This window comes from Streptomyces sp. NPDC006544, from assembly GCF_040611715.1.
In the GTDB taxonomy this organism is placed as follows: Bacteria; Actinomycetota; Actinomycetes; order Streptomycetales; family Streptomycetaceae; genus Streptomyces.
In genome coordinates, this window is record NZ_JBEXOV010000006.1 from 95,225 (window position 1) to 121,213 (window position 25,989).

Annotated in this window: 20 protein-coding genes and 3 tRNA genes; 9 read left to right on the forward strand and 14 right to left on the reverse strand. The window is 73.7% G+C overall.

The features are described from left to right. Positions 1-2 precede the first annotated feature (2 nt). The 3 genes from ABZY44_RS04845 to ABZY44_RS04855 all read right to left on the reverse strand — a co-directional run bounded on the left by ABZY44_RS04845 (position 3) and on the right by ABZY44_RS04855 (position 3,549). Entirely contained in the window at positions 3-1,277 is a 1,275-nt protein-coding gene (locus tag ABZY44_RS04845) for an FAD-dependent oxidoreductase (protein ID WP_356650157.1), read from the reverse strand. 93 nt (positions 1,278-1,370) lie between these two features. Further along, positions 1,371-2,693, reverse strand: a complete 1,323-nt coding sequence (locus ABZY44_RS04850) for a deoxyguanosinetriphosphate triphosphohydrolase (protein WP_356650158.1) — start codon at positions 2,691-2,693, stop codon at positions 1,371-1,373. A gap of 76 nt (positions 2,694-2,769) precedes the next feature. Then, positions 2,770-3,549 carry a CbiX/SirB N-terminal domain-containing protein gene (locus ABZY44_RS04855; protein ID WP_356650159.1) on the reverse strand — a complete coding sequence of 260 codons (780 nt, stop codon included), beginning with the start codon at positions 3,547-3,549 and terminating at the stop codon, positions 2,770-2,772. A 724-nt stretch (positions 3,550-4,273) separates the two neighbouring features. Here ABZY44_RS04855 and ABZY44_RS04860 point away from each other — a divergent pair. The 3 genes from ABZY44_RS04860 to ABZY44_RS04870 all read left to right on the forward strand — a co-directional run bounded on the left by ABZY44_RS04860 (position 4,274) and on the right by ABZY44_RS04870 (position 8,013). After that, positions 4,274-4,888, forward strand: coding sequence for an ElyC/SanA/YdcF family protein (locus ABZY44_RS04860; RefSeq protein ID WP_356650218.1), 615 nt, complete (start codon positions 4,274-4,276; stop codon positions 4,886-4,888). Between the two features lie 57 nt (positions 4,889-4,945). Further along, positions 4,946-5,638 (forward strand): SDR family oxidoreductase, encoded by a 693-nt coding sequence (locus ABZY44_RS04865; protein WP_356650160.1) that lies wholly within the window; start codon positions 4,946-4,948, stop codon positions 5,636-5,638. Between the two features lie 170 nt (positions 5,639-5,808). Next, positions 5,809-8,013: a molybdopterin oxidoreductase family protein gene (locus ABZY44_RS04870; RefSeq protein WP_356650161.1), complete on the forward strand. Its 2,205-nt coding sequence runs from the start codon at positions 5,809-5,811 to the stop codon at positions 8,011-8,013. On the opposite strand, the gene ABZY44_RS04875 is transcribed toward ABZY44_RS04870, so the two are convergent. Further along, positions 8,010-8,990 carry a nucleotidyl transferase AbiEii/AbiGii toxin family protein gene (locus tag ABZY44_RS04875; protein ID WP_356650162.1) on the reverse strand — a complete coding sequence of 327 codons (981 nt, stop codon included), beginning with the start codon at positions 8,988-8,990 and terminating at the stop codon, positions 8,010-8,012. The genes ABZY44_RS04870 and ABZY44_RS04875 overlap by 4 nt on opposite strands. Then, positions 8,987-9,568 carry a hypothetical protein gene (locus tag ABZY44_RS04880; RefSeq protein WP_356650163.1) on the reverse strand — a complete coding sequence of 194 codons (582 nt, stop codon included), beginning with the start codon at positions 9,566-9,568 and terminating at the stop codon, positions 8,987-8,989. Before ABZY44_RS04880 ends, ABZY44_RS04875 begins: the two co-directional genes overlap by 4 nt. 175 nt (positions 9,569-9,743) lie before the next feature. Here ABZY44_RS04880 and ABZY44_RS04885 point away from each other — a divergent pair, with 175 nt between their 5' ends. Then, on the forward strand, positions 9,744-10,841 hold the full coding sequence (locus ABZY44_RS04885; protein WP_356650164.1) for an RNA polymerase sigma factor: 1,098 nt from the start codon (positions 9,744-9,746) through the stop codon (positions 10,839-10,841). 84 nt (positions 10,842-10,925) lie between these two features. Here ABZY44_RS04885 and ABZY44_RS04890 read toward each other — a convergent pair whose 3' ends face one another. The 4 genes from ABZY44_RS04890 to ABZY44_RS04905 all read right to left on the reverse strand — a co-directional run bounded on the left by ABZY44_RS04890 (position 10,926) and on the right by ABZY44_RS04905 (position 16,626). After that, positions 10,926-12,863 (reverse strand): ABC transporter ATP-binding protein, encoded by a 1,938-nt coding sequence (locus ABZY44_RS04890; RefSeq protein ID WP_356650165.1) that lies wholly within the window; start codon positions 12,861-12,863, stop codon positions 10,926-10,928. Then, positions 12,860-14,593 carry an ABC transporter ATP-binding protein gene (locus ABZY44_RS04895; RefSeq protein WP_356650166.1) on the reverse strand — a complete coding sequence of 578 codons (1,734 nt, stop codon included), beginning with the start codon at positions 14,591-14,593 and terminating at the stop codon, positions 12,860-12,862. The genes ABZY44_RS04890 and ABZY44_RS04895 overlap by 4 nt, the downstream gene beginning before the upstream one ends. A gap of 192 nt (positions 14,594-14,785) precedes the next feature. After that, positions 14,786-16,225: an FGGY family carbohydrate kinase gene (locus tag ABZY44_RS04900; protein WP_356650167.1), complete on the reverse strand. Its 1,440-nt coding sequence runs from the start codon at positions 16,223-16,225 to the stop codon at positions 14,786-14,788. 95 nt (positions 16,226-16,320) lie between these two features. Further along, positions 16,321-16,626 carry a YtxH domain-containing protein gene (locus tag ABZY44_RS04905; protein ID WP_356650168.1) on the reverse strand — a complete coding sequence of 102 codons (306 nt, stop codon included), beginning with the start codon at positions 16,624-16,626 and terminating at the stop codon, positions 16,321-16,323. A 145-nt stretch (positions 16,627-16,771) separates the two neighbouring features. On the opposite strand from ABZY44_RS04905, the gene ABZY44_RS04910 reads away from it, so the two are divergent. The 3 genes from ABZY44_RS04910 to ABZY44_RS04920 all read left to right on the forward strand — a co-directional run bounded on the left by ABZY44_RS04910 (position 16,772) and on the right by ABZY44_RS04920 (position 17,186). Further along, positions 16,772-16,844: transfer RNA gene (locus ABZY44_RS04910), tRNA-Asn, on the forward strand. Positions 16,845-16,849: 5 nt separating this feature from the next. Continuing rightward, a tRNA-Asn gene (locus tag ABZY44_RS04915) sits at positions 16,850-16,922 on the forward strand. Between the two features lie 187 nt (positions 16,923-17,109). Beyond that, positions 17,110-17,186: transfer RNA gene (locus ABZY44_RS04920), tRNA-Ile, on the forward strand. A gap of 232 nt (positions 17,187-17,418) precedes the next feature. Here ABZY44_RS04920 and ABZY44_RS04925 read toward each other — a convergent pair. After that, entirely contained in the window at positions 17,419-18,573 is a 1,155-nt protein-coding gene (locus ABZY44_RS04925) for a glutamate--cysteine ligase (protein ID WP_356650169.1), read from the reverse strand. A gap of 226 nt (positions 18,574-18,799) precedes the next feature. On the opposite strand from ABZY44_RS04925, the gene ABZY44_RS04930 reads away from it, so the two are divergent. Next, complete coding sequence (locus ABZY44_RS04930) at positions 18,800-20,071, forward strand: MFS transporter (protein ID WP_356650170.1); 1,272 nt, start codon at positions 18,800-18,802, stop codon at positions 20,069-20,071. Positions 20,072-20,216: 145 nt separating this feature from the next. Here ABZY44_RS04930 and ABZY44_RS04935 read toward each other — a convergent pair whose 3' ends face one another. The 3 genes from ABZY44_RS04935 to ABZY44_RS04945 form a co-directional block, all read right to left on the reverse strand. Beyond that, positions 20,217-21,593 carry a carboxyl transferase domain-containing protein gene (locus tag ABZY44_RS04935; RefSeq protein ID WP_356650171.1) on the reverse strand — a complete coding sequence of 459 codons (1,377 nt, stop codon included), beginning with the start codon at positions 21,591-21,593 and terminating at the stop codon, positions 20,217-20,219. Positions 21,594-21,744: 151 nt separating this feature from the next. Continuing rightward, the gene (locus ABZY44_RS04940; RefSeq protein ID WP_356650172.1) at positions 21,745-23,286 is read right to left on the reverse strand and encodes a GAF domain-containing protein; all 1,542 of its coding nucleotides are present in this window, start codon (positions 23,284-23,286) and stop codon (positions 21,745-21,747) included. Continuing rightward, entirely contained in the window at positions 23,283-24,320 is a 1,038-nt protein-coding gene (locus ABZY44_RS04945; RefSeq protein ID WP_356650173.1) for a rod shape-determining protein, read from the reverse strand. The genes ABZY44_RS04940 and ABZY44_RS04945 overlap by 4 nt, the downstream gene beginning before the upstream one ends. 241 nt (positions 24,321-24,561) lie before the next feature. Between ABZY44_RS04945 and ABZY44_RS04950 the strand changes: the two genes are divergently transcribed. Further along, on the forward strand, positions 24,562-25,272 hold the full coding sequence (locus tag ABZY44_RS04950) for a triacylglycerol lipase (RefSeq protein ID WP_356650174.1): 711 nt from the start codon (positions 24,562-24,564) through the stop codon (positions 25,270-25,272). On the opposite strand, the gene ABZY44_RS04955 is transcribed toward ABZY44_RS04950, so the two are convergent. Continuing rightward, positions 25,269-25,940 (reverse strand): hypothetical protein, encoded by a 672-nt coding sequence (locus tag ABZY44_RS04955; protein ID WP_356650175.1) that lies wholly within the window; start codon positions 25,938-25,940, stop codon positions 25,269-25,271. The genes ABZY44_RS04950 and ABZY44_RS04955 overlap by 4 nt on opposite strands. Between the last annotated feature and the right edge of the window lie 49 nt (positions 25,941-25,989).

Genomic DNA, 25,989 nt, shown 5'->3' on the forward strand with positions numbered 1-25,989 from the left:
CGTCAGGCCACCCCCGAGGGCACCAGGGCGGAAAGCGGAACCGTCGGGTCTGCCAGTTTCTCGCGGTCGACGGGCGCCTTCGACCTGATCAGCGCCTGGATGTGCTCGGTGACGTCCCACACGTTCACGTTCATTCCGGCCAGGACCCGCCCCTCCGACAGCCAGAAGGCGATGAACTCCCGCTTGCCCGCGTCCCCGCGGATCAGCACCTGGTCGTAACCGCCCGCCGGTGCGTACCCCGAGTACTCCAGACCCACGTCGTACTGGTCCGAGAAGAAGTACGGCACCCGGTCGTACGAGACCTCCTGCCCCAGCATCGCCCGCGCGGCGGCCGGACCTCCGTTGAGGGCGTTCGCCCAGTGCTCGACCCGCAGCCGGGTCCCGAGCACCGGATGGTGCGCGGCGGCCACGTCCCCGACCGCGAACACGTCCGGGTCGGAGGTGCGCAGCGAGGCGTCCACGGCGATGCCGCCGCCGTGCTCCCGGTCCACCAGGGCCAGGCCCGAGGTCTCCGCGAGCGCGGTGCGCGGCGCGGCGCCGATCGCGGCGAGGACCGCGTGCGCCGGGTGCTCCTCCCCGTCGGCCGTCCGGGCCGCCAGCACCATGCCGTCGTGCCCGACGATCTCCGTCAGCCGGGCCCCGAAGTGGAAGCGGACGCCGTGCTCGGCGTGCAGGTCGGCGAAGAGCCGGCCGATCTCCGGACCGAGCACCGCGTGCAGCGGGGTCGCCTCCGGCTCGATGACCGTGACCTCGGCCCCGTACCCACGGGCCGCCGCGGCGACCTCCAGGCCGATCCAGCCGGCGCCCGCGATCAGCAGGTGCCCGTTGTCCCGGCCCAGGCCGGCCAGCGTCTTGCGCAGCCGCTCGGCGTGCGCGAGGCGCCGCAGGTGGTGCACCCCGACCAGCTCGGTGCCCGGGATGTCCAGCCGGCGCGGCTCGGCGCCGGTGGCCAGCAGCAGCTTGTCGTAGGGCAGGGCCGTGCCGTCGCCGAGGACCACCTTCTTGGCCTCCCGGTCGAGCTGGACCGCCGGCTGGCCGAGGTGCAGCTCGATGTCGGAGGCCGCGTACCAGGAGGGCTCGTGGACGAAGACGCTCTCGCGCTCCTCCTTGCCCGCCAGGTATCCCTTGGAGAGCGGGGGACGCTCGTAGGGATGGTCGCGCTCGTCGCCGATGAGGATCACCCGCCCCGTGAACCCCTCGGACCTCAGCGCCTCGGCCGCCTTAGCCCCGGCGAGCCCTGCGCCGACGATGACGAATGTCCGGTGTGCGTCGACCACCTGATGCCTCCTCATAACCTCTCCGCCACATGCGACCACATGCGAGCGTCCCGCACTGAGCCTGCCGCGTGAAGGGGGAGTGGCCCGATCGGCTCACCCTTCGGCGCGTCGTGTGCGACGCGTGAGGCGGGCGTGCAGGGAGCGCGCGGCGGCGTCCGTGAGCGCCGCGATCTGGTCGACGACCGCGCGTTTGCGGGCCCGGTCGTCCGGCGCGGCGTCGAAGATCGCCCGGAACTGCGGGTCCAGACCCTCGGGCGCGCGGGCGCTCAGCGCCTGCGCGAGCTCGGCGAGGACGATGCGCTGATCGGCTCGGATCCGTTCCTGCTCGTCGCGCTGCATGACGTACAGGTCGGCCACCGCCTTGAGGACGGCGCACTCGTTGCGGGCCTCGCGCGGGACCACGAGCTCCGCCGCGTAGCGGGTGAGCCGGCCGGTGCCGTAGGCCTGCCGGGTCGCGCTCTCGGCGGCCAGGCAGAAGCGGCCGATCAGCTGGCTGGTGGCGTCCTTCAGCCGGGCCTGGGCCACGGCCGAGCCGTCGTACCCGTGCGGCCACCAGTCCTGCTCCATCAGCCGGTCCAGGGCTTCGCGCAGTTCCTCCGGCTCGGTGTCGGCCGGTACGTACCGGCCGATCGCCACCCGCCAGATCGCGGTGCGCTCGGGCTCGGCGAACAGCAGGTTCGGGTCGAGGTGTCCGGCGTGCAGGCCGTCCTCGAAGTCGTGGACGGAGTACGCCACGTCGTCGGCCCAGTCCATGACCTGCGCCTCGAAGCACTTGCGGTCGGCGGGCGCGCCGCGGCGCAGCCAGTCGAAGACCGGCAGGTCGTCCTCGTACGCACCGAACTTCACCGAGCCCGGGTCGGTGGGGTGGTCCCCGCGCGCCCAGGGGTACTTGGTGGCGGCGTCCAGGCAGGCCCGGGTGAGGTTCAGCCCGACGCTGACCAGTTCGCCGGTGGCCGGGTCGGGGACGAAGCGCTTGGGCTCCAGCCGGGTCAGCAGGCGCAGCGACTGGGCGTTGCCCTCGAAGCCGCCGCAGTCCTTGGCGAACTCGTTGAGCGCCTCTTCGCCGTTGTGGCCGAAAGGCGGGTGTCCCATGTCGTGGGAGAGGCAGGCCGCCTCGACCAGGTCGGGGTCGCAGCCGAGCGCGGCGCCGAGCTCGCGGCCGACCTGGGCGCACTCCAGGGAGTGCGTCAGGCGCGTACGGGGGCTCGCGTCCCAGTCGTACGAACGCGTGCCGGGGGTGACCACCTGGGTCTTCCCGGCGAGGCGGCGCAGGGCGGCGGAGTGCAGCACGCGGGCGCGGTCGCGCTGGAAGGCGGTCCGGCCCGGCCGTTTGTCGGGCTCCACGGCCCAGCGCTCGGTATCGGCGGGATCGTAGGGCGGACGAGCGGACGTGGTGGTGCCTTCCAAGCCTTCCATGCCCCGACGTTAACCGGAACCGCCGACAAGACGGGCGATCCGAGCGATCCGGCCCCGCACGGCTCCCGGCGCGGTTCTAGGCCGTGGCCAGTTCCAGGTGCCCGCCGTACGCGACGTCCTGCCGGGCGGAGCCCGGTCCGGCGGCGCCCTGTTCCGCGGCGGCCCGGGCGGCGAGGCCCGCGACGGCTTCGTCGTAGCGGTGCAGCACCAGCCGGGCCAGCGCCGGATGCGCGCCGAGGGGGGCGGCGGCCGGCCCCGGCGCGGCGGCGGCGCTCGCGGAGGCGAAGCGCCCGGGGGCGGCGAAGTACGAGGCCACCGCGACCCGGTGGCAGCCGCGCGCGGTCAGGGCCCGTACGGCGTCGGGCACGGTGGGCGCCGCGGCCGAGGCGTAGGCGGCCGTCACGGGCACCCCGCCGAGCCGTTCGGACAGCAGGGCGGCGGTGGCCCGCGTGTCGGCGGCGGAGTCGGGGTCGCGGGATCCGGCGGCCGCCAGCACCACCGCCGACCCGGCGGTCCAGCCGGCCTCCACGAGCCGCCCGTACAGGGCTTCGATGAGCAGCGGATGGGGACCGAGGGGCGCGGCGATCCGGGTCCGCAGGTGTCCGGCGCGGGCGGCGGCGGCCGGCAGGTCCCGCTTGACGTGGGTGCCGCGTCCCAGCAGCAGCGGTACGAGCACGGCGGCTCCGGTGGCCTGCTCGAGGGTGTGATCCAGCAGCGGGTGGTTCAGCTCGACGTGCCCGAGCCGGACGCGGAGGCGGGGGCGGAGTTCGCGGACGCGTTCGAGCAGGGCCTCGACGGTGTGGAGGGCGCGCGGGTCACGGCTGCCGTGGGCCACGGCGACGAGGGTGGGCTGCATGGGGGGACTCCCTGGTGTCGGGGGCGCAGGCCGCTGAGCTGCGTGCCGAGCTGGGCGGTGATCCGGGTCAGCAATTCCGCCGTGGTGGACGGCGGAAGAGGAGGGCGGGGCGTGAGGTGCGGGGACCGGGGATGCGCAGGCTCCGTCATGAACCGATCCTGCGCGCCGCAGGTTGCCGACGCGTTGCGCCGGGGTGACAGGTGTTTTCCGGCTGCTCACAGGGGGGTGGACGCGAGGGTGGGCCGGGGGCGCGGGCCCCCGGGCCGCGGGGGCCGGTCGCGGGGGAGATGGCGGAGCCGGGAGTCGGCGGTGCCGGGAAAGGGGAGACCGCGGGTCCGGAAACCACGGAGGCCGTACGCGCGTCCGTAGTCGACGGAACCAACAGGGGGTACGAAGGATGCGCGGAGCGGTACGGGTACGACGTCTGCCCGGGGCGGCACGGAGGCTGCTGGCGGCGGCGCGGGTCCGGCCCGGGGCGTCGGGCTCGGCGGGTCCGGCGGGGCCTGCGGGTCCGGCGGGGCCGGCGGGGCCTGCGGGGCCGGCGGGTCCGCACGGATCGGCTGGGTCGGCGGGGTCGACCGGGGGGACGGGGCCGAAGGAGACGACGGAGCTGACGGGCTCGGCGGGAGCCCGGCCGGAGGGAGCGCGGGCCCCGGCGTCGCGATCCGTGCGGGCCCTGGTGCCCCGGACCGTGCGGGCCCGGCGGCGGGCCGTACGGGTGGTGATGGCGCTCTGCGTACTGGCGCTGCTGCCTTCCGCGTGGACCCACGCCGCGGCCGGCCCGCGGCTGCGCACCACCGCCGACGCGCCCGCCGCCGAGGTGGCGGTGGTGTTCGGGGCCGGGCTGTGGAACGGCCGGCCGACCCCGTACCTCGCCGGCCGCCTCGACGCCGCCGCCGAGCTCTACCGCACGGGCAAGGTCAAGGTCGTCCTCGTCACCGGCGACAACAGCCGTACCGAGTACGACGAGCCCGACGCGATGCGCACGTACCTGACGGGCCACGGCGTGCCGGACGCCCGCATCGTCAGCGACTACGCGGGCTTCGACTCGTGGGACTCCTGCGTCCGCGCCCGGGAGATCTTCGGGGTGCACCGGGCGGTGCTGGTCAGCCAGGGCTTCCACATCCGGCGGGCGGTCGCGCTGTGCCGGGCCGCCGGCGTGGACGCCTACGGGGTCGGGGTGGCCGAGGCGCACGACGTGACCTGGTACTACGGCGGTACGCGCGAGGTCTTCGCGGCGGGGAAGGCGGCGCTCGACGCGGTCTTCAAGCCGCAGCCGCGCTTCCTGGGTCCCAAGGAGGAAGGGGTGTCGCGGGCGCTGGCCGCTCTGGCAGACTGACGCCGCTGGGTGCGATATGCCGATTCGGCATATGCCGATCCGTCGTGTGGGGCAGGGGTGGGGAACCGTGGCGGTCGTGGATCTGAGCGGCAAGGCCGTCTGGAGGCGGAAGGCGCGGGGACGGCCGCCGAGCTCGGCGGGGCCGCGCGCTTCCTTCGCCACGACGTCACCAGCGCATCCGACTGGGAGGCGGCGCTGGAGTACGCGGTCGCCGAGTTCGGCCGGATCGACGGCCTGGTCAACAACGCCGGCATCGCCACCGGGCAGTTCCTGGAACACGAGAGCGTCGAGCACTTCCGCCGGGTCGTCGAGATCAACCTGGTCGGCGTCTTCATCGGCATCAAGACCGCGATCCCGCTGCTGCGCGCGGGCGGCGGCGGCTCCATCGTCAACATCTCCTCCGCCGCCGGCCTCACCGGCCTGGCCCTGACCGCCGGCTACGAGGCCTCGAAATGGGGCGTGCGCGGACTGTCGAAGATCGGCGCGGTCGAACTCGCCGAGGCCCGGATCCGCGTCAATTCCGTCCACCCCGGCATGACGCTCACCCCGATGACGGCCCCGGTCGGCATCCGGGCGGGCGAGGGCAACCATCCCGGCGCCCCGATGGGCCGCGTCGGCCTCCCCGAGGAGATCGCGTCCGCCGTCGCCTTCCTCCTCTCGGACGCCTCCGGCTACATGACCGGCGCGGAACTCGCCGTGGACGGCGGCTGGACGGCCGGCCTCACGGCGAAGCACCTCACCGAGCAGTAGAACGGGCTCCGGCCCCCGGCTCCGGACCCCGGCTCCCGGCCCCCGGCCCCCTGGTCGCCACCCCCGGCCCCCGTCCTCACCGGCGGCGCCCGGCGGCGCTGAGGCGGAGCATCCCCGGCCGTAACGCGGGGCGGCGGCCGCCGTAACACCCGCGCCGCATCGTGAGGGGCATGCACACCCCGGGAGCCGCACCGGCCGACACCGCCTCCGACGCCGTCACCGCCACGCACTGCCCGTACTGCGCGCTGCAGTGCGGGATGAACCTCCGCCCCGAACCGGGCGGAGGCGGCGTGGTGGTGGAGGAGCGGGCCGGGTTCCCCGTGAACCGGGGCGCGCTGTGCGGCAAGGGCCGCAGCGCCCCCGCCGTGCTCTCCTCCCGGGTACGCCTGACCGAGCCGCTCGTCCGCACCCACGCCGGGCGGCTGGAGCCGGCCACCTGGGAGGAGGCCCTCGACGCCGTCGCCCAGGGACTCGCTCGGACGCGCGCCACCCACGGGGCCGACGCGGTCGGCGTGTTCGGCGGCGGCGGGCTGACGAACGAGAAGGCCTACGCCCTCGGGAAGTTCGCCAGGGTCGCCCTCGGGACCTCGCAGATCGACTACAACGGCCGGTTCTGCATGTCCTCGGCCGCCGCCGCGCACCAGCGGGCCTTCGGGCTCGACCGGGGGCTGCCGTTCCCGCTGGAGGACATCCCCCGGACCGGCTGCGTCATCCTCGTCGGCTCCAACCCGGCCGAGACCATGCCGCCCGCCCTGCGGTTCTTCCGCGAACTCCGCGAGAACGGCGGCACGCTGATCGTGGTGGACCCGCGCCGCACGCGGACCGCCGAGCAGGCCGACCTGCACCTCGCCCCCCGCCCCGGCACGGACCTGGCGCTCGCCCTCGGCCTGCTCCACCTGGTGGTGGCGGGCGGCTACACGGACGAGGAGTTCATCGCCGAGCGCACCAGCGGCTGGGAGGCGGCCCGCGCGGGCGCGATGGCGCACTGGCCGGAGCTGGTCGAGCGCATCACGGGTGTGCCCGTGCCCAAACTCCGTGAGGCGGTGGGGATGTTCTGCGCCCCCCGATCCGCGATGGTGCTCACCGCGCGCGGCCCCGAGCAGCAGTCCAAGGGAACCGACACCGTCGGCGCCTGGATCAACCTCTGCCTCGCCACCGGCCGGGCCGGCCGCCCGCACTCCGGCTACGGATGCCTCACCGGCCAGGGCAACGGCCAGGGCGGCCGCGAACACGGCCAGAAGGCCGACCAGCTCCCCGGCTACCGCAAGCTGACCGACCCGGCGGCGCGCGCCCACGTGGCCGGGGTCTGGGGCATCGACCCCGACGACCTCCCCGGCCCGGGCCGCAGCGCCTACGAACTCCTCGACGCGCTGGGCACGGACGTTCGGGCCCTGCTCCTGATGGGCTCGAACCCGGTGGTCTCGGCCCCCCGCGCCGGCCACATCGAGGACCGCATCCGCTCCCTGGACTTCCTCGCCGTCGCGGACGTGGTGCTGTCCGAGACCGCCGCCCTCGCGGACGTGGTCCTCCCGGTCACCCAGTGGGCGGAGGAGACCGGCACCACCACCAACCTGGAGGGCCGCGTCCTGCTGCGCCGCCGGGCCCTCACCCCGCCTCCCGGCGTCCGCACCGACCTCGAGGTCCTGCACGGCCTCGCCACCCGGCTGGGCATGTCGAAGGCCTTCCCGGCCTCGCCCGAGGAGGTCTTCGACGAACTGCGCCGCGCCTCGGCGGGAGGTCCGGCGGACTACTCGGGCATCAGCTACGCCCGGATCGAGGCCGAACAGGGCGTCTTCTGGCCCTGCCCCGCGGATTCCGCCACCGCGGATGCCGTCCCCGCGGAGGCGGAGGCGGAGCCGGGGGACGCGGGCGGCCCCGGGAAGGCGGAGCCGCGGGAGATCCGCCCCGCGCAGCCCCACCCCGGTACCCCGCGCCTCTTCCTCGACCGCTTCGCCACCGAGGACGGCCGGGCCCGCTTCGTCCCCGTCACGCACCGCGACGCCGCCGAGGTCCCGGACGCGCAGTACCCGCTGCTCCTCACCACGGGGCGGGTGGTCGCCCAGTACCAGTCGGGCGCGCAGACCCGCCGGGTGGACGAGCTCAACGCGGCCGCCCCCGGCCCCTTCGTGGAACTCCACCCCCGCCTCGCCGCCCGCATCGGCGCGGTCGAGGGCGCCCCGCTGGCGGTCACCTCCCGCCGGGGCCGCGCGGTGGCCCCGGCCCGCATCACCGACACCATCCGCGCGGACACGGTCTTCATGCCCTTCCACTGGCCGGGCGAGGGCCGCGCGAACACCCTCACGAACCCCGCGCTGGACCCGGTCTCGCGGATGCCGGAGTTCAAGGTCTGCGCGGTCCGCGTGGAACCGGCCTAACCGGTACCGAAGGTGGGCGCCAGAGCTTCCAGCAGGCGGTTCGCGTACGACTCGGCGGACCCGGCGATCCCCGGGTACTCCGCGTGGAACGGGCTCCAGTCCGTCCGCGCGAGCCCTTCGAACATCCCGGGTGCGGGCGGCCGGTGGCCCCCGGCGTCCTCGAACTCCCCGGAGAGCCGGAACACCTCCACCAGCAGCGGGTACGGAAGTACGCGGCTCTCCGCCAGCAGGACCGCGTCGTACAGGTCCTTGCCCTGCGGGTACATGTCCCCGGCGAGCCACAACAGCTTCCAGGCGAGGGAGAGTTCCCGCGTGGCACCCAGCAGCCCGACCCCCGCCACCCGCACGGGCTCCGGCGCGACCGGCAGGGGCTCGTTGAAGACGAAGTCCAGCTGGACCTGACCGCCCCGCATTCCCGGCGCGGACCAGGGGAGGACCAGCCTGCGCCCCGGGACGCGTTCGTACGTCCAGATGTACTCCGACACCGCCTCCGACGCCGGCATCGCCAGGTCCCCGTGCCCCGCCAGCCGCTCGGCCCCGGCCGCGATCGCGTCCAGCATCCGCCCGGTGCGGTCCTCCTCGATCATCCGGTCCGCGGGGACCACGACGAAGTCGAGGTCGTGCGGCTCCCGCGCGGCCTCGCCGAACCACTCGCCCATCAGCACGCTGCCGCGCAGCACCAGCGAGTCGGCGAAGCCCGACGTCCCGACCGCACGCAACGCGACCTCCATCGCCGTCCGGCGGGCCGACCGCCAGGCCGCCCGCGCCGCCGGCTCCGGGATCACCGGATCCAGCGGCCGGTACGCCTCGTGGAAGTGTTTGAGCGCGGGATCGAAGGCCACGCCGGCCGGATCGCCCCCGTGGCCCGTCCGCAGGGTCCGGGGCGGCTGGAACATCCGCCGTGTCCGCTCCGTCTCCGGTTCCGCGGGATCGTCCGGTCCGCCCGGAATCGACGGCTTCCACTCCTGGGCGCTCACAGGGCGTCCCCCTCCTCGATCCACCCGTCGTCCACCGACGGGTCACTGTCGTACAGGACGAACTCCCGCTCCTGCGACCGGATTTCGTACCCGGCTCGCACCACCGCGGCGGCCAGCGCATCGCATGCCGCCGTCGCCTGCGCCGCCGTGCCCCGGCAGCGCTGGGTCACGAAGCGTTCGTGGCGGGCCCCCGGCAGGACCCGGCGCGCGTTCCACGAGACGTGGGCCGCGTGGCCCGTCACCAGGGACTCGAGGGCGGCCCGGTCGTAGCCGGCGGGCAGGCGCAGCTTCAGGTGGTGCTCGAAGTAGCCCCCGCCGGGACCCGGCCGGTCCGTGGTCCACGGGACGGTCTCCACCTTGACCCGGACCGGGTCGAAGCCGGCCGCGCGCAGCCGGGGCACCAGCGCCTCGTACCCCGTGCGGTCGGGCAGCGTCAGCATCGGCTGCGAGGCCGTCCGGCCCCGGGCCAGCACGATGTGCGTGACCTTCAACTCCCGCTGCCCGGCCCACGCTTCGAGCCGCGCCAGTTCCGCCGAGTCCGGGCAGCGCACCGTGACGTGCGTTTCGTACGAAGACATGGCAATGATCTTCTCGGACATGCGTCCGATCCGCATCGGGGTTCTCGTCAGGGGGTAACCATGGGTCACGCACCGGACCCAGAAAGTGCTCGCACGCCCCTCGTGGCAGCGCTGTGCCGTACCCCACACTGAGGTGCGGTGCCCCCGTCCTCGGAGCCCTGTGGAGGTCGCCCCCGTGCAGACCCAGAGCTTGACCGTCAGCGTCAGCCCGCCCCGGAACGCCGCCGCGGAGGCCGAAGCCGCGGCCGGCGAGGAGCCGGAGGCCGACGCCGTGGACGAGGAGGAGGAGCCGCGGGCCGCGGAGCTGGGCCGGCAGGCGCCCGCGCAGCGCAAACGGGCCGGGGAGGGCTCCGCCGGGGCGGGACCGTCCGCCGACCTCTTCCGCCAGTACCTGCGCGAGATCGGCCGGATCCCGCTGCTCACCGCGGCCGAGGAGGTCGACCTCGCGCGGCGCGTGGAGGCGGGGCTGTTCGCCGAGGAGAAGCTCGGCAGCGGGGCCGCGCTCGACCTGCAGCTCACCCTCGACCTGGACAAGCTCGTCGTCATGGGCCGCATGGCCAAGCGCCGCCTCATCGAATCGAACCTCCGGCTCGTCGTCTCCGTCGCCAAGCGCTACGTGGGCCGCGGCCTCACCATGCTCGACCTGGTCCAGGAGGGGAACCTGGGACTGATCCGGGCCGTCGAGAAGTTCGACTACGCCCGCGGCTACAAGTTCTCCACCTATGCCACCTGGTGGATCCGCCAGGCCATGTCCCGGGCCCTCGCCGACCAGGCCCGGACCATCCGCGTGCCCGTCCACGTCGTCGAGCTGATCAACCGCGTCATCCGCGTCCAGCGCCGCATGCTCCAGGAACGCGGGTACGAGCCCACCGCCGAAGAGGTCGCCGCGCACCTTGAGCTGACTCCCGAGCGGGTCCTGGAAGTGCTGCGCCTGGCACAGGAGCCGGTCTCGCTGCACGCCCCCGTGGGCGAGGAGGACGACGTCGCGCTCGGCGACCTCATCGAGGACGGCGACGCCGCCTCGCCGGTGGAGTCGGCCGCCTTCTTCCTGCTCCGCGAGCACCTGGAGGCGGTCCTCTCGACCCTCGGCGAACGCGAGCGCAAGGTCGTGCAGCTGCGCTACGGACTCGCCGACGGGCGGCCGCGCACGCTGGAGGAGATCGGGCGGATCTTCGGAGTCACCCGCGAGCGGATCCGGCAGATCGAGTCCAAGACCCTCGGCAAACTGCGCGACCACGCCTTCGCCGACCAGCTCCGCGGCTATCTCGACTGAGTACCCGCCGTGCCGGCTCCCCGGGGAGCGCGGCGGCACGGAAAAGGGGGCGCCCCGAAGGGCGCCCCCGTCCCACTCGTCCCGCTAGTCGACCTCGGCCACCGCTTGCGCGAACTGCGCCGCGTACAGCCGCGCGTACGCGCCCGCCGAGCCCAGCAGCTCCTCGTGCGTGCCCTGCTCCACGATCGAGCCGCTCTCCATCACCAGGATCAGGTCGGCGTCGCGGATCGTGGACAGCCGGTGCGCGATCACGAAGGACGTGCGGCCGTGCGCGAGGCGCGCCATCGCCTTCTGGATCAGCACCTCTGTACGGGTGTCCACCGAGCTCGTCGCCTCGTCGAGCACCAGGATCACCGGGTCGGACAGGAACGCCCGCGCGATGGTGATCAGCTGCTTCTCGCCCGCGCTGACGCCCGCGCCCTCGTCGTCCAGCACCGTGTCGTAGCCGTCGGGCAGCGTGCGGACGAACCGGTCCGCGTGGGCCGCCCGCGCGGCCTCCTCGATCTCCTCGCGCGTCACCTCCCGCGCGGCGCCGTAGGCGATGTTCTCCGCGATGGTGCCGCCGAACAGCCAGGTGTCCTGGAGCACCATGCCGATGCCGCCGCGCAGTTCCTCGCGGGTCATCTTCGCGATGTCCACGCCGTCGAGGGCGATCTCGCCGCCCGTGACCTCGTAGAACCGCATCAGCAGGTTGACCAGCGTGGTCTTGCCGGCGCCGGTGGGGCCGACGATCGCGACCGTCTGCCCCGGGTCGACCGACAGCGAGAGGTTCTCGATCAGCGGCTTGTCCCGCTCGTAGCGGAAGGCGACCTTGTCGAAGGTGACCTGTCCGACCAGGGCTTCGGGACGCTCCGGAACCTCGGCGTCCGGCTCCTGCTCCTCCGCGTCCAGCAGCTCGTACACCCGCTCCGCCGACGCGACGCCCGACTGCACCAGGTTCGCCATGGAGGCGACCTGGGTCAGCGGCATCGAGAACTGGCGCGAGTACTGGATGAAGGCCTGGACGTCACCGATCGACAGGGTGCCGGAGGCCACCCGCAGACCGCCGACGACCGCGACGAGCACGTAGTTGATGTTGGAGATGAACAGCATCACCGGCTGCATGATCCCGCTGACCAGCTGCGCCTTGAACGAGGCCCGGTACAGCGCCTCGTTCTGCTCGGCGAAGAGCTCCGCGGACTCCTTCTGCCGGCCGAAGACCTTGACCAGCGTGTGGCCCGAGTACATCTCCTCGACGTGCGCGTTCAGGGCGCCCGTCGACTTCCACTGCGCCACGAACTGCGGCTGCGACTTCTTGCCGATCTTCGCGGCCACGTAGCCCGAGACGGGGATGGTCACGAGCGCGACCAGCGCCAGCAGCGGTGAGATCCAGAACATCATCGCCAGCACGCCGACGATGGTCAGGAGCGAGTTGAGCAGCTGCCCCATCGTCTGCTGGAGCGTCTGCCCGATGTTGTCGATGTCGTTCGTGGCCCGGCTGAGCACCTCTCCGCGCTTCTGCGAGTCGAAGTACGACAGCGGCAGCCGCGACAGCTTCGCCTGCAGCGCCTCGCGCATCCGGTACACGGTGCCGTTCATGATGTGGTTCGACAGCCGCGTCGCGACCAGCATCATCAGACCGGCGACCGTGAAGACGGCCAGCGCCCACAGCGCCACCGCCCCCACCGCGCCGAAGTCGATGCCCTGGCCCGGGGTGAAGTCGGTGCCGGACAGCATGTCCGCCATCCCGCCCTGGCCCTGGGCGCGCATCAGCTCCAGCGCCTGCTCCTTGGTGGCGCCGGGCGGGAGCTCCCGCCCCACTTCCCGGCCCACGATCCCCGCGAAGACCAGGTCGGTGGCCTTGCCGAGGATCTTCGGGCCGGTCACCGAAGCGGCGACGCTGGCCACGACCGCGAGGATCATGCCCCACAGCTTGACCCGGTCGTGCGCCAGCTCGCGCAGCAGGCGCTTGCCCGAGCCCTTGAAGTCCATGGACCGCGTCGTCGGCGGTCCCATCATCATGCGTCCTCCGGGACCGCTCACGCCGCCTCCGCCTCCGTCAGCTGGGAGAGCACGATCTCCCGGTAGGTCTCGTTGCCGGCCATCAGCTCGTGGTGGCGTCCTTCGCCCACGACCTGTCCCTCGTCGAGGACGACGATCCGGTCGGCGTCGCGGATCGTGGAGACCCGCTGGGCGACGATGACCACGGTCGCGTTCTCGGTCTCGCGGGCGAGCGCGGAGCGCAGCGCGGCGTCCGTCGCGTAGTCCAGGGCCGAGAAGGAGTCGTCGAAGAGGTAGATCTCCGGGCGCTGCACGAGCGTGCGCGCGATCGCCAGCCGCTGGCGCTGGCCGCCGGAGACGTTGGTCCCGCCCTGGGCGACGGGCGCGTCGAGTCCGCCCTCGAGCTCGGAGACGAAGTCCTTGGCCTGCGCCACCTCCAGCGCGTGCCACAGTTCCTCGTCGGTGGCGTCGGGGCGTCCGTAGCGCAGGTTGGTGGCGACGGTCCCGGAGAACAGGTACGGCTTCTGCGGGACCATGCCGACCGTCCGGGCGAGCAGCTCGGGCGCGAGGCGCCGTACGTCCTCACCGTCCACGAGCACCTCGCCGCCGGTCGCGTCGAACAGGCGGGGGACCAGACCCAGCAGCGTGGACTTGCCGCTGCCGGTGGAGCCGATCACGGCGGTGGTCTCGCCCGGGCGGGCCACCAGGTCGACCCCGCGCAGCACGGGGGCCTCGGCGCCCGGGTAGCGGAAGTCGGCGCCGCGCAGCTCGAGGCGGCCGTGGTGGAGCAGCTTGCGGACGGGGTCGGCGGGCGGGACCACGCTGGAGTCGGTGTCCAGGACCTCCTGGACGCGCTCGGCGCAGACCTCGGCGCGCGGCACCATCATGAACATGAAGGTGGCCATCATCACGGCCATGACGATCTGCATCAGGTAGGCGAGGAAGGCCGTCAGCTGGCCGATCTCCATGCCGCCGCTGTCGATGCGCATGGCGCCGAACCAGATGACGGCGACGCTGGAGATGTTCACGACCACTATGACGGTCGGGAACATCAGCGCGAGCAGCTTGCCCGCCGCGAGCGAGACGCCGGTGAGGTCGGCGTTGGCCTCGCGGAAGCGGTCCTTCTCGTAGTCGTCGCGGATGAAGGCGCGGATCACCCGGTTACCGGTGATCTGCTCGCGCAGGACCCGGTTCACGGTGTCCAGGCGCGTCTGCATCGCCCGGAAGAGCGGCCGCGTCTTCAGGACGATGGCGCCGACCGACAGGCCGAGCACGGGGACGACGGCCAGGAGCACGCCCGACAGCTTCACGTCGAGCGAGAGCGCCATGAAGATGCCGCCGACGCACATGATCGGAGCCGAGACCATCAGGGTGAAGGTCATCAGCACGAGCATCTGGATCTGCTGCACGTCGTTCGTCGTACGGGTGATCAGCGAGGGCGCCCCGAAGTGGCCGAGCTCACGCGCCGAGAAGCTCTGCACGCGGTCGAAGACTCCGGCCCGGACGTCGCGGCCGAAGGCGGCGGCGGTGCGGGCACCGTAGTAGACGGCCCCGACGTTGCAGACGAGCTGCACCAGGGAGACGCCGAGCATCAGCGCGCCGAAGCGCAGGATGTAGCCCGTGTCGCCGTTGACGACACCGTTGTCGATGATGTCGGCGTTCAACGTGGGCAAGTAGAGGCTCGCGCTGGTCTGCAGCAGTTGCAGCAGCACCAGCACGGCGATCGGTTTCCGGTACGGACCGAGATGGGTCCGCAGAAGTCGTATGAGCACGCGCAGGCTCCGGTCGGCATGATCGAGGGGGGTCACCCCATCTTCGGCCACCCGGATGCCCATCCCCAACGGTTTTCGCAAAGGCGGGTCAAAAGGAGTACCGGCGCCCGGGAGCGGTCCTAGGCCCCCGGACGGCCGGCGTCGGACGAGCCGGGTCCCGGACGCCGCCGCGGCGGCCGGGACCCGCCGGGCTCAGAACGCGCCCGGGTGGATCTGCTCCCGGGTCGCGACGTACTGCTGGCGCACGCCCTGCCAGGCCGGGTACTCCTCGTCCGGCTCGAAGACCTGCGCGGCCGGCGCCGGCCACACGGGCGGGGTGTGCGGGGCCAGCGTGCCCCGCGCCACGCCCAGCGCCCACGCCGCCTGCCGGGCCGCGCCCAGCGCCGCGTAGTCCGCCGGCGCCGGCACGACGATCTGCGTACCGAACAGGCCCGGCGCGAAGGCCTGTACGGCGGGCAGCTCGGCCGCCGCGCCCAGCAGGAACACCCGGCGGATCTCCACCCCGCGGCTGCGCAGCACGTCGAGCGCGTCCACCAGCCCGCACAGCATCCCCTCGAAGGAGGCCCGCGCGAGGTGCTCCGGCTTCATGGAGTCGCGGCGCAGCCCCGACAGGGTTCCGGCGGTGTGCGGCAGGTTCGGCGTCCGCTCACCCTCCAGGTACGGCAGGAGTACGAGGCCGTGCGCGCCCGGGGTCGACTTCAGCGCGAGCTCGCTCAGCCCCTCCAGGTCGGTGCCCAGCATCTCGGCGGTGCCGCGCAGGGCCCGTACCGCGTTGGAGGTGTTGACCACCGGCAGGTGCATCCCGGCGGCGTCCGCGAGCGAGGTGATCAGCCCGCCCGGCTCCGACAGCGCCTCGCGGTGCACCGCCATCACCGACCCGGAGGCGCCCAGGGAGACCACCGCGTCGTCGGGGCCCATGCCCAGTCCGAGCGCGGCGGCCATGGTCTCGCCGGTCCCGGCGGAGATCAGCAGCCCCTCGGGCGTTGTCCCGGCGGCCTCGGACGGGCCGAGCACCTCGGGCAGCAGCGCCCGGTGGCCGAGTGCGAGCTCGACGAGGTCGGGACGGTAGGTGCCGGTGGCCGCCGACCAGTAGCCGGTGCCGGAGGCGCCGCCCCGGTCGGTGGTGCGCCGGGCCGGGCGGCCCAGCAGCTGCCACACCAGCCAGTCGTGGGGCGACATCACGGCGGCGACCCGGCGGGCCGCGTCGGGCTCGGTGCGGGTCAGCCAGGCCAGCTTCGCGATGGGCTGGGCCGCATGGGGGACCGAGCCGACGGCCTCGACCCAGGCCTGCCGGCCGCCGAGCGCGTCGATCAGGTCGGCGGCGGCGACCTGGCCGCGCTTGTCGTTGCCGATCAGGGCGGAGCGGACGAGGCCGCCCTGCGCGTCGAGCGGCAGCACACCGTGCTGCTGGGCGGAGACGCCGATGGCCTCGACGCCCTCGAGGAGCCCGCCGCCGGCGGCTTCCCCGAGGGAGAGCAGCCAGGCCTGCGGATCGGTCTCGTGCGGGACGGCGTCGCCGGAGGGCTGCGGATGGGGGGCGTACCCCTGGCGCAGCACGGCGCCCGTCTCGGTGTCACAGACCACGATGCGAGTGAAGGCGGAAGAGCTGTCCAGCCCGGCGACTATCCCCATGAAGGGAATTCTGCCGCACGTCTGAACGAACTCCGCCGCCCCGCACCCCGCGAGACCGCACCCGGGCGGGAGCGGGCCCCGCCCGGACCGGGCCGTCAGGTGTTGCTGGTGCCCCAGTCGTCCTCGCCGGAGCCGCCGCCGACCCGGGCGCGCAGCCCGCGTACGCGCCCGGCCAGGGAGTCGGGCACGGCGTCGCCCACCTTCTCGCTCACCGCGGCGAAGGCCTTGCCCGCGAACTCCCGGCCGGTCTGACCGGCGCTCTCGGCGGCGTTGCGCACCGCAGGATTCTGCGCGACCCCGCGCGCGGACTTCTTCAACTGTTCATACCGCTCGCGCCCGGCCCGGGTCCCGAGCACGTACCCGAGGGTCAGTCCGACCACGAACGTGACCTTGTACCGCATGCCTGTCACCCTTCGTCATGTGGTGCCCGGCCCGCTGGCGATACCGATTGGCGGAGCACCCCCCTGCTTGCGCTAATCTATGACTCGCAGCGGGCACCCGCCCCCCGGCTTGGCCGGAGGTGGGCTGTTCGGTGCAACGCAGCAATCCCCTGTAGCTCAATTGGCAGAGCAGCCGACTGTTAATCGGCAGGTTACTGGTTCGAGTCCAGTCGGGGGAGCGCGGTCCCCTGTAGCTCAATTGGCAGAGCAGCCGACTGTTAATCGGCAGGTTACTGGTTCGAGTCCAGTCGGGGGAGCAAGTGAGAACGAGGACCCCGAGTGGGTCCTTTTTCTTTTTATGCGCCCGGTCGGGAACCGGACAGGGCTCGATACGGTCTCTCTGGGCAGGCGAAGCCGATCATGCGAGGCATCCGAGGCAGGAGATCGTATGAGCGGCTATGCTGCGGCAGACGGCGCGCACACATGTACGCGCCACGCCGTGAAGGGGCGGTAGCTCAGCCGGTTAGAGCAGCGGACTCATAATCCGTCGGCCGTGGGTTCGAGTCCCACCCGCCCCACCACGCGCAAGGTATGCAGGAACGTTCTCCTTGCCTACCTGATCCCGGAGCGTTCTGAGCCCGCGATCCTCGCCCCGAGGGGCCTTTCTCCGGTGTGCCAGGCGCGATGGACCTGCCGAGGTCCACGGGGCGGCGCCGGCCATGTCGTTCGCGCGTCCGGGAGTCACCGTGGAAGCCCGGCCCGCAGGTGCGGGTGCGGTCACACCTGCGGGCCGGGGCGTGGGGGCGGCGTCGGCTAGAAGGCCTCCGTTTCGTCCGCCAGGTGGCGCAGGACGTCCATGAGGTCGCCGCGGCGGGCGAACGCCGCGCGTTGGCGGTGGGCGCCCGAGCCGTCGCGCAGGAGACCGGCCATGGTCTTCGCCGCGTGGTCGAGGTCGCCGGAGGCGGCCAGTTCGGGGGCCACCAGGTCGAGCAGTGCCTCCGCCAGGTCCGCCGCCGGGAGTTCGGCGCCCGTGTACGGGTCGAGGCCGAAGCCCTCCAGGCCGTCGTGGGCCGCCCGCCAGCGCGCGAGGCGCAGTACGTCCTCCCGTACGGGCGGGTCGGGCCGCCGCTCCGCGATCTCGCGCAGGGCCGTCGTGACGAGGGCGCGGGCCAGTTCGGCCTGCAGGACGGCCGAGTCGATGTCCGGTGACATGTCGGGCGCCCGGAACTCGAGCGTCGGCCAGTTCCCGGACGGCCGCAGGTCCCAGTAGACCATTTTGGTGTCGAGGGCGGCCCCGGAGCCGAGCAGGGTCTGCACCGAGCGGCGGAAGTGGGCCGTCGAGGTGAAGTGCGGGGGGAGGCCGGCCGAGGGCCAGCCCGACCAGGCCATCGCCCGCCAGCTGGCATGGCCGGTGTCACGGCCTCCCCAGAACGGCGAGTTGGCGGCCAGTGCGATCAGCGTGGGCAGCCAGGGTCTGACCCGATTGGAGACCGCGACCGCCGTGTCCACGTCGAGAGTGCCGATGTGGATGTGCCGGCCGCAGCTGACGAGGGTGTCGGTGAGTGCGCCGAAACGCCGGTGCTGCTCGCGCTGGCGCGGCTCGTCGTCGGTCAGGTGGAGCGGACCCTCCACGGCGACGACGGGTGAGGGCGCCGCCAGCAGCCGGCAGCCGTGCGCGCGGGCCGCATGCGCGAGGGTGCTCCGCAGTGCGGTGAGCTCCCTGCGCAGGGCCACCGCCGAGTCGGCGACCGGGGTGGCGATCTCCACCTGGTAGCGGGTGCCCTCGGGGTGCAGTTCGTGGGGCAGTCCGGCGGCGGTGGACAGGACGAGCGGGGCGGCCGGGACCACCCGCAGGGTGCGGGCGTCGACGAGGAGGAACTCCTCCTCGACCCCCACGGTGAGCGGGAGGACCGTGCCGGTCGCGCCCGTGGTGCCGGTGCTCGCGGTGCTTGTGCCAGGTTCGATCACTGCGCCTCCCTGGACATACGAGTCTTTTCATCATGAGCTGAACTTTGGGCGAGGAGCGCACGTCAATTCGGTCAAATGTCCGGCGATAGTGGCGAGTTAGCAGCAAGAAGTGCCCCGCCGCGAGGCCCCGGATTCCGGTGGGGAGCCTGGTGCGGGTGCGCGCCGAGGGAGTCCGGACCGCCGAAAATTCCACCGGGCCCCGCGCGGCGTCCGGTTAAGATCCGATGTGACTCGTACGACGGCTCCACCATCGCCCGCCCCCCTCAAACGCCGCATATTCGCCGACCTCACCCCGCTGCGGAGCTCCGCCGACTACCGGCGGCTGTGGGTCGGCGGCACCATTTCCTGGCTCGGCCAGGCGATGACCGCCCTCGCGATCTCCCTCCAGGTCTACGAGATCACCGGTTCCAGCTTCTCCGTCGGGCTGGTCGGCCTCTTCTCGCTCGTGCCGCTCGTCGTCTTCGGGCTCTACGGCGGCGCCATCGCCGACACCGTCGACCGCCGCACGCTCGGCCTCTTCAGCTCGCTCGGCCTGGCCGCCCTGTCGATCGGGCTGGCCGGCGCCGCGCTCCTCGACTACCACCGGGTCTGGCTGCTGTACTGCGTCGTCGCGCTCCAGGCCGTGTGCGCGGCGCTCAACGGGCCGGCCCGGTCGGCGATGATCCCGCGCCTGCTGCCCGTCGAGCAGCTGCCCGCCGCCAACGCGCTGAACACCGTGACCATGACCTTCGGCATGACCGCCGGCCCGATGCTGGGCGGGGTCATCGTCGGCTGGTGGGGCTACCAGGCCGCCTACCTGATCGACGCCGTCACCTTCAGCGCCGCCCTCTACGCGATGTGGCGGCTGCCGTCGATGAAGCCCGACCGGGAGGAGGGCGCGAAGGGGCGGGCGTCCGTACTCGACGGACTGCGCTTCCTCGGGACCCGGCCCAACATCCGGATGACCTTCTTCACCGACATGGCCGCCATGGTGCTGGCCTCGCCGAAGGCGCTCTTCCCGGCCATCGCCGTGCTCTGGTACGGCGGTGACGCGAAGACCGTCGGCCTGCTCGTGGCGGCTCCCGCGGTGGGCGCGCTGCTCGGCGGGCTGCTCTCCGGCTGGCAGGGACGGATCCGCCGGCACGGGGTGGCGATCCTGCTGTCCGTGGCCGGATGGGGGGCGGCCGTCGCGGCGTTCGGGCTGAGCCGCAACCTCTGGGTCGGCCTGTTCTTCCTCGCCCTGGCCGGAGCCTCCGACGCCACCTCGATGGTGTTCCGCACCACCATGCTCCAGGCCGCGACGCCCGACGAGATGCGGGGCCGCCTCCAGGGCGTCTTCATCGTGGTCGTCGCGGGCGGGCCCCGGCTCGGGGACTTCGTCGCCGGGACCGCCGCCGACCTCACCTCGCCGGGCGTCGCGATCACGGGCGGTGGGCTCGGGTGCGTACTCGTCCTCGTCCTGCTCGCCCTGCGGTGGCGGGGGTTCGCCCGGTACGACGCGCGGTCGCCGCAGGCCTGAGCCGGTCCCACCCGGGATCACCCGGGATCACCCCGGCGCCCTGCCGGCGCCCCGCCCCGCCCCGCCCGCCACCGGCACCACCCGCCCCCCGCACCACCGGCACGACCCGCACCACGACCCCGCCCGCGACCGCACCCGGGAAGGGCTAGGCCCCGGGTGCCTCCGGCGTCCCCGGCGTCCGCGGGGAAACGATCCCGCGGGCGACGCCCAGGGCGACGAGGTCCTGGGGGCGGATGCGCAGTTGCTCCGCCGTCGCCGGGGCGGCCTCCGGGGGCCGCTTGAGGATGGCCGCCGCCAGTTCGGGGGCGATCACCGAGAAGTAGCTGTCCGGAGTGACCCAGGTGTGGCCCGGCGCGGCCAGCGCGAGGGCGCCGCCCGAACCGCCCTCGCCGATGAGGAGGGTGGTCACGGGAACCGTGGCCGAGGCGAGGGCCGCGAAGGTGTCGGCGATGGCGGCGCCGGCCCCCGCGTGCTCGGCGGCGGCGTCGTTGGCCGCGCCGGGGGTGTCCACCAGGGTGAGCACCGGGACGCCGAGCCGGTCCGCGAGCCGGATCACACGGGCCGCCGTACGGTAGCCCGCCGGGCGGGTAGCGGTGCCGCATTGCGCGGCGTAGGCCACGGCCCGACCCTCCCGGAGTCCGAAGCCGCACAGCATGCCCGGGTCGGTGCCGCCGGCGCGGTCGCCGGACAGGGGGAGGCGGAGGTCGAAGTACGCGTCCAGGTACTGCCGGGCCCGCGGCCGCTCGGGCCGGCGGGCGCCGCGCACGGCGTCCCACCCGGTCGGGGGCAGCGCCACGTCGGCCAGCGCGGCCGGTGGCGCGACGGGCCCGGCGGAGCGGGGCGCGGCCAGGACGCGGAGCCAGGCCGCCAGGTTCGCGGGGAGCTCGGGCAGGGGAACGACGGCGTCGACGTGCCCGGCGGCGAACTGACCCTCGGCGGTGTAGGCCGCCGGGTCCGCGTCCGCCGGCCGTACTCGGGAGCCGGCGAAGCCGACCTGCGCCCCGGGCAGCGCGAGGACCACGTCGGCCCCGGCCCCGAGGGTGGCCCAGCCGCCGCCGGTGGTGGGGTCGCGCAGGACGGCGATCTGCGGGAGGCCTGCGGCGCGGGTGAGGGCGGACTGGCGGGCCGCGCGCTGGAGTTGGGTCAGCGCGAGCATGCCCTCCTGCATCCGGGATCCGCCGGTGGCGATGAGCGAGACCAGGGGGAGGCGGTGGGCACGGGCGTGGGCGTAGGCGGCCTCGATCCGGTCACCGGTGCGGTGGCCGAGGGACCCGCCGAGGAAGCCGAACTCGAAGGAGATCAGGACTGCTTGCCGACCGTCGATGAGGGCGGTGCCGGTGACGACGGACTCGTCCTCGCCGGTCCGCAGTGCCGCGCGGGCGCGGGAGTCGTCGTAGCCGGCCCAGCCGAGGGGGCCGTCGGGGGCGGGCTCGTCCCCGTCGGCCGTGACGGGCAGTTCGGTGAAGCTGCCGGGGTCGGTTACGGATGCGATCGCGGCGCGGGCCGATTGGCGGATGGTCACGGGGCCAGCCTAGGGCGTGGGGCGTCCCCGGCACTCGGGTCCCGCTGCGGCGCCGTCCCCGCGCTGCCGTCGCGCCCTGCCGTCCCCGCCCTCCGGCCCCCGTACGGGACCGCCCGCGGGGTCGCGGCGTCACGTCCCGCCGGTGAACGGGTCAGAGGGGGGATTCCCAGGTCAGCGTCGTGCCGCGGGTGCCCGTGGGGGTCTGGCCGTCGTCGGAGACGGTGAGGCGGACCCGGGTGGGGACGGCGTCGACCTGGACTTCGATCGCGGTGACCTCCGAGCGCCGGTGCGCGGCCGCCAGCGCGCCGCGCAGGGCGGCGAGCAGGTCGGCGGCCACTGGCTCCGGGAGCAGCGCGTCCACCGCGCCCGCGAAGTGGACCGACGGCTGGAAGCCCAGCAGGACCGCCGCCCCGCCGGTCTCCCGAAGGACCCGGCCGCGGAAGGTCGTCGGGGCGTCCGTCGGCGGTTGCTGGAGGGCGAAGATGGCCGTGCGGACCTCCTGGATGGTGGAGTCGAGCTCGTCCACCGCCCGGCCGAGCTCCTCGCCGACCGTATCGCCCGCCGGTGAGGCCGCGGAGCGCTTCTTCGTGCTCTCCAGCATCATCTCGGTCGCGAACAGCCGCTGCACCACCAGGTCGTGCAGGTCCCGCGCGATGCGGTCGCGGTCCTCGTAGACGGCCAGCTGCTCGCGGTCGTGCTGTGCGTCCGCGAGGACCAGCGCCAGCGCGGCCTGGGAGGCGAACTGCGAGGCCAGCAGCCGGTCGACGGCGTCGTACGGGGGGTCGCCCTGGGATCGCGGCAGCGCGAGGGTGCCGATCAGCTGGCCGCCGCTCTGCAGCGGGAGCATCATGCTGGGGCCGAAGCGCACGCGTACGTGCGTGGTCATCCGGGGATCGGTCGCCGAGTCCTCGATGAAGACGGGTTCGCCGCCGAGGAGTTGTTCCAGTACCGCCGAACCCGGCTCGATGGCCGTGCCGACGAGGTCCCCCGGGTCCCCGGGCGTGGAGGCGGCCACGATTTCCATGCCGCCCGCCGGAGTCGGCTGGAGGACGATCCCGGCCGCCGCGTCCGCGAGCAGCCGGGCCCGCTCGGCCACGCACATCAGCGCGTCCGCCGCGGGCCGGCCCGCCAGCAGGGTGGTGGTCACGGCGGCGGCGCCCTCGATCCAGCGCTCCCGGCGGCGTGCGGTCTCGTACAGCCGGGCGTTGCCGATCGCTATCCCCGCCTGCGAGGCCAGGACCCGCAGCAGGGCGAGGTCCTCGTCCGTGAAGGTTCCGCCGCCCCGCTTCTCGGTGAGGTAGAGGTTGCCGAAGACCTCGGTGTGGACCCGGATCGGGACGCCGAGGAAGCTGCGCATCGGCGGGTGGCCGGGCGGGAAGCCGACCGCGCGGGGGTCCTCGGAGAGGTCCTCCAGCATGAGCGGACGCGGGTCGGCGATGAGGGCGCCCAGCACCCCGGACCGGCCGTCCGGCAGGTGGGGGACCGCCGCCCGCTCGGCCTCGGTCATACCGGCCGTGAACAGCTCGGTCAGCCGGCCGCGCTCGGGGTCGACGACCCCGAGCGCTCCGTACCGGGCCGCACACAGCTCGGTCGACGATTCCACGATGTGCTGGAGGGTGGCCCGCAGCTCCAGCTCGGAGCCGACGTTGAGGACCGCCTCCAGGAGGACGGGCAGGCTGGAGGATTCCGTCATTCGGCCAGCGGGTTCAGAACCATGGGGGCGATCTTCCCTTCGAGCATCATGCCGAGGCCGAGCACGGCGCAGATGTCCGGCCGCTCCGCGATGGCCACGGGCATGCCGGTCGCGTCGCGGAGCATCTGGTCCAGGCCCGGCAGCAGGGCGCTGCCACCCACCATCATGATCCCCCGGTCCGTCAGATCGGCGACCAGGTCCGGCGGGCAGTCGCGCAGGACCTTGCCGATCCCGTCGAGCACGGCGGTGAGCGGGGTGTGGATGGCGTCCCGGACGGCCGCGGTGTCCACGTGGACGGAGCGGGCGAGCCCGGTGGCCACGTCGCGGCCGTGGATGAGGGTGGAGGCGGGGCCTTCGGCGGTGATCCCGTTGCCGTGCAGGGCCAGCTGGAGCGGGCGGACGGCCTGGCTGGGCAGCATCAGCTCGTGCGCGTGGCGCAGGTGCTGGACCACGGCGTGGTCGATGGCCTCGCCGCCGACCGGGATCCGCTGGGCGGTCACGATGGAGCCGAGGGACAGGACGGCGACCTGGGTGGCCGCGGCCCCGCACACCATGATCATGGTCGCGGTCGGCTGTTCCACGGGGAGGCCGCAGCCCACGGCCGCCGCGATCAGGGTGTCGACGAGCTCGACGCGGCGGGCGCCGAGCCCGACGAGGGTCTCCACGGTGGCCCGCTGGGCGAGCGGGTCGGCGTCGTGCGGGGTGCAGGCGGCCGCCCGCAGCCGGGGCTTGCGGCGCAGGGCGCGCCGGAGCTTCTCGCCGAGGAGGTGGCGCAGCATGCGCTGGGCCATCTCGATGTCGACGACGGTGCCGCCGGAGACGGGGCGCACGACCCGGATGTAGTCCGGCGTGCGGCCGGTCATGCGCTCGGCGAAGGTGCCGACGGCGATGAGTGCGCCGGTCCGCGTGTTCACCGCGGCGACACTGGGTTCGTCGACGACCAGCCCGGCGCCCTTGACGAACACGCGGGTCCGGGCCGCTCCGAGGTCGACGGCTACGTGGCAGCGGCGCAACTGCTCAAGACTGACGGTCACGGCAGATCCTCCCGAGAGCGCTGACGCAAGAAGACCGGCGGCGCCGGTCACACTTCGTATCTTCTCGGGTGAATTACCTGTATTGCCCGATTTGATGCTCCGGGTGGGGGGTGCCATGAGGTACGGGAGGGGTGCGAGGGGCGCCGTTGAGTGCTGCACGGGGGTGGAATTCTGCGACGCCGGGCGCGACCATGCCCGCACCGATCGCCCTACTCGCGCGTAACAAGGTAAAGGGGAGCCGATGCTGACGGCCCGACAGGGACTGCTCGCGCTTCTGACGCTCTGCCTGGCGCTCCTCGTGGCGTCCGCGCTCCCGGCCCGGGCCGCCGGCGGGGCCCCGGCCCCGGTGTCCGCGTCCGCACGCCATCCGGTGGTCCTCGTGCACGGCTACAACGCCGACCCGGGCGTCTGGGGCTCCCTGCGCGAGGACCTGCGCGCCGACGGGTACGCCGACTCCGAGCTCTTCTCCTTCGGCTACGACACCCACCAGTCCGTCAACGAGGTCCTCTCCGCACGGCTCGCCGCCTACGTCGAAGACGTCCGCCGCCGGACCGGCGCCGCCCGCGTGGACCTCGTCTCGCACTCCTTCGGCTCGCTCGTCACCCGCTGGTACGTGAAGTTCGGCGGCGGCGGCGCCACCGTGGAACGCTGGGTCTCCCTCGCCGGACCGAACCGCGGCTCCTCCACCGCGTGGGCCTGCGCCCTGTGGGACCAGGCCTGCCGCGACATGACCCCCGGCTCGTACGTCGTCTCGAACCTGAACTCCGGCGACGAGACGCCCGGCGCGGTGAAGTACGCGACCTTCTGGTCGAGCTGCGACGAGGTCGTCAACCCCGACTCCAGCGTCCCGCTCGCCGGCGCCGCCAACACCCCCGTCGGCTGCCTCGGGCACAACGACCTGCTCGGCGACGACCCGGCCTCGGCGGGCGTACGGGCCTTCCTGCGGTCCTAGTTCCCCCCGGGCTTCGCACCGGGGCCGGCGATCCCCCCGGCGCTCGTCCCGGGGTTCCCGCCGGCCCGCTCCACGCGCTGGAGCAGGCCGTACGTGAATTCCGCGACGTGCGGCACCCCCGCCGCGGTGAACGCGAGGCGCCACCGCGTCGGCGCCGTCCCCTCCATCGGGCGCACCGGGGCGAAGGCCCGCGCCACCTCGTCCACCGTCGCCGACCAGGGCCGCAGGTCCCCCGGCGACTCCAGTACGGGGCCCCGCGCCCCCGGGGCCCGCACCAGCCACTCGTTCCAGACGGCCCCGTCCGGCGCGGCGAGCACCTCGAAGCGCAGGTCGGGCCAGAGCGGCACCCGCAACAGCAGGGCCTCGCACCGCAGGTCGCCCAGTGCGCGCGCCCCGGTGGATTCCGGCGGCCCGAGCACCGAGCGGTAGCGGGCCAGCGCGCCCCGGGAGCGCGGCGACCGGACCATCGCCTGCCAGCGCTTGTTCGCCTCCCGCTGCTGCGCGAGGGTGGCGCCGAGCCGGTGGCGGGCCTCCTCGGCCAGGCCGGGCTGGAAGTCGGCCATCCGGCGCAGCAATACCAGGGCGAAGGCCCCGGGGCCGAAGGGCTCCCGGGCGGGCGGAGTGGCCGGGGTCCCTGATGTCCCTGATGTCCCTGGCGTTCCTGTCATGGACTCCACGATTCCACACAGGATCCTTACGATCCCGCGATCCGGATGT

Bases quoted from the DNA above. Each gene is read 5' to 3' on its own strand.
- ABZY44_RS04950 (WP_356650174.1), top strand. From the start codon at position 24,562: ATGCTGACGGCCCGACAGGGACTGCTCGCGCTTCTGACGCTCTGCCTG.
- ABZY44_RS04855 (WP_356650159.1), bottom strand. From the start codon at position 3,549: ATGCAGCCCACCCTCGTCGCCGTGGCCCACGGCAGCCGTGACCCGCGC.
- ABZY44_RS04860 (WP_356650218.1), top strand. From the start codon at position 4,274: ATGGCGCTCTGCGTACTGGCGCTGCTGCCTTCCGCGTGGACCCACGCC.
- ABZY44_RS04880 (WP_356650163.1), bottom strand. From the start codon at position 9,568: ATGTCTTCGTACGAAACGCACGTCACGGTGCGCTGCCCGGACTCGGCG.
- ABZY44_RS04940 (WP_356650172.1), bottom strand. From the start codon at position 23,286: ATGACGGAATCCTCCAGCCTGCCCGTCCTCCTGGAGGCGGTCCTCAAC.
- ABZY44_RS04905 (WP_356650168.1), bottom strand. From the start codon at position 16,626: ATGCGGTACAAGGTCACGTTCGTGGTCGGACTGACCCTCGGGTACGTG.
- ABZY44_RS04955 (WP_356650175.1), bottom strand. From the start codon at position 25,940: ATGACAGGAACGCCAGGGACATCAGGGACATCAGGGACCCCGGCCACT.
- ABZY44_RS04900 (WP_356650167.1), bottom strand. From the start codon at position 16,225: ATGGGGATAGTCGCCGGGCTGGACAGCTCTTCCGCCTTCACTCGCATC.
- ABZY44_RS04870 (WP_356650161.1), top strand. From the start codon at position 5,809: ATGCACACCCCGGGAGCCGCACCGGCCGACACCGCCTCCGACGCCGTC.
- ABZY44_RS04850 (WP_356650158.1), bottom strand. From the start codon at position 2,693: ATGGAAGGCTTGGAAGGCACCACCACGTCCGCTCGTCCGCCCTACGAT.